2 protein-coding genes are annotated in these 2392 nt (G+C 66.0%); one reads left to right on the top strand and one right to left on the bottom strand.

The window, feature by feature from the left end:
* Positions 1-749: 749 nt before the first annotated feature.
* Complete coding sequence (locus tag AC1DGD_RS22070; RefSeq protein WP_476858275.1) at positions 750-965, bottom strand: hypothetical protein; 216 nt, start codon at positions 963-965, stop codon at positions 750-752.
* A 456-nt stretch (positions 966-1421) separates the two neighbouring features.
* On the opposite strand from AC1DGD_RS22070, the gene AC1DGD_RS22065 reads away from it, so the two are divergent.
* Complete coding sequence (locus AC1DGD_RS22065) at positions 1422-2105, top strand: DedA family protein (RefSeq protein WP_476851869.1); 684 nt, start codon at positions 1422-1424, stop codon at positions 2103-2105.
* The last annotated feature ends 287 nt before the right edge of the window (positions 2106-2392 follow it).

Below are 2392 nucleotides of genomic sequence, written 5' to 3'. Positions count from 1 at the left end.
GGATTGGCCGCCTCCGGTTCCCAGCATTTCCGCTGGTCTCCCTCGCGGCGACTTAGAAAACAATACACCCACCACGCCCCCACCGCAACTCCACCCCCCACACCCACCCCACCACCCAAAAACCCCGCCACCACAACCCAAAACCACCCGCCACGCACCTCATCACACGCTCCCCCGCCACCCACGGCCACTATGCCGTGCATCACTCCAACCCCGTGCCAGCAGATCCCCCACATGGCGGGCCCATGCAATTGCAGCCAAACAGCCGTCGTGTTGTCGAATGCAGGCCGCCACAGGGGCGTGACGCGGCAAGATGCTTCCGATGCCTTCTGGGCCAGACTCCGAACCAAGTGTTGTTCGAGGGGTACCGCAACCGGGTTCCCGGACGTCGGACGGCTTGCCTGACCCTGCGCGGGCTCATGGATCCCGCCGCGATCATCGCCGGCCTTCCGCCCAGCACTGCCGTCTGCCATCTGCCGGGGCGTATGACGAGTTGATGGCCCGACAGCAGCCACCCCGCCGAAATCATGGCTGAAGGGAACACCTGACGAACGTCAGCTACCTGGAATCAGCGAAGGACCTTGCAACCCGCGGCGGAAGTTGCATGATCTCGTGGTTTGATCGAGCGATTGATTCGGTCGCAGCCTGTTCCCAGGACGTCGAAGCAGCAAGAACTGTCAGGCAACCCCCTGAAGTCACCCTTGCTGTCTGTGCTTACTGAGAGCTCCCCCAGTCGATGTTCGCGATGTCTAAGGTGTTATCGACTCCCCTGAGTTCGCCCGCAATGCATCGGAACGGTCGGCTCGATGCGTCGCGCAGATCCGTGATCTGTATCGGATACCGCTTTCAAGAGCGGCACCTTCCACGACGAACAAGACCGACGCGTGTTCATTGCCTGCCGGAGCCGCCTGGCGAACGTGTTCCCACCCGACGCGATCCCAGGCAGTGTCATCAACGGCCTTCACCCACGCGCGGAATCCATCTTCATGCTCGGAAAGCGCATCCACCCAAGCGTCTTGGTGCTGAAGGGCGTACGCGCCAGGAGGGAGGGCGGGCTTGGCCTGTGTGTGAGCCTTTCCTTCGTGCGTCTTCGGTCGCCAATAGTCCCGGGAACCTGGGCAGCTCTTCAGGGCCTAAAGCAGGAGGCGTAGTAGACGCGCAGGTCCGGCGGTCGTACCGGCGCGGGCGGTGGTGGTTGCGGGCGATCCGGCCGGAGCGCCGAGCCTAGCGCCGCGGCCGGAAACGCTGTGCCGCCGCCGGCCGGGCAGTGTCCGCAGCGTGCTCTTGACGCGGCCCCGGCCGCAAGGGTAGACAAGGGCCATCCCGGTGCTGTCGCGGGGGTTATGACCGCAGACAGAACGCGGGCAGCGCGGGGACCGTCATGATGAACCACGGCGGAGCAGCGGAGTGAGGTGTGAGCGATGACCGGATTAGTTGCCTTCCGCTTCGTGGCGCTCGGCTGGGCGGCCTACTTCGCCGCGGAAGCAGGGGTTGCGGACGAATGGGCGTACTACTTCGCCGTCTTCGTGATTGTGCTGGCCCAGTGCGCCGGTGTACCGCTTCCCGCCGTGGCCGTCCTGCTTGGAGCCTACGCCTCGGCGCGCCACGGAGACCTGAACCTTGCCGCCGTTATCGCGGTCGGCAGCCTGGGCGCCATGCTCGGGAGCACTATTGGCTACGTACTTGGGCGGGTGGGAGGCCGTCCGCTGATGCTTCGACTCGCACGGCGCTTCCACGCCGACGAGAATCGCATCCTCCAGCTCGAGTCGTTCTTCGATCGGCACGGTGGCAAAGCCTTGTTCTTCGGCCGCTGGGTCATAGTGGTCCGGCTCTGGGGCGCCATTGCCGCGGGGGCCGCCAAGATGCCGTGGCCCAATTTTCTGCTCTGGACCATCACAGGGTCCATTGCCTGGGTCGCGAGCCTCAGTGTTCTCGCCTATTTGGCCGGGGCGCTGGCCAATGCCATCGGTGACGCTCTCGACATCGGCGGCTGGGTGCTGGTCCCCTTCGTCGTGCTTGGCCTGGTGATCGTCTGGCGCCGGCGCAGACGCCGGAAGCTCAGGTCAGCGGGAGGGGCAGGGGACGGCGTGCCCGATGCCGAATGAGGCCGTCCAGGCGCGTCCGGCCTGTACGTTCCTGCAGCAACGCGGGGCCTCCTTCAAGGCGGAGCATATGACGTCATAGGGCCCCTCATCGGGCGATCGGGCGCCAGGGGCGATTACCGGCCCGGCCCGGGGGCATCTGGCCGTGTACCGGACCGGTTTGGGGGCAGCTGGCCGTGGGCCCGGGCTCCGGGGCCGGGGTCCCGGCCCTGCCGGAGAGGGGGGTTAAATGCGGGAGGACCCCCACCTTGTGGTGGGGGTCCTCGACCGTTAATGGTGTTCCGGCGGTG

This window comes from Arthrobacter sp. 05T45 (assembly GCF_056395875.1).
Note: the sequence above shows the minus strand (reverse complement) of the source record. Positions and strands in the feature narration are given on the sequence as shown.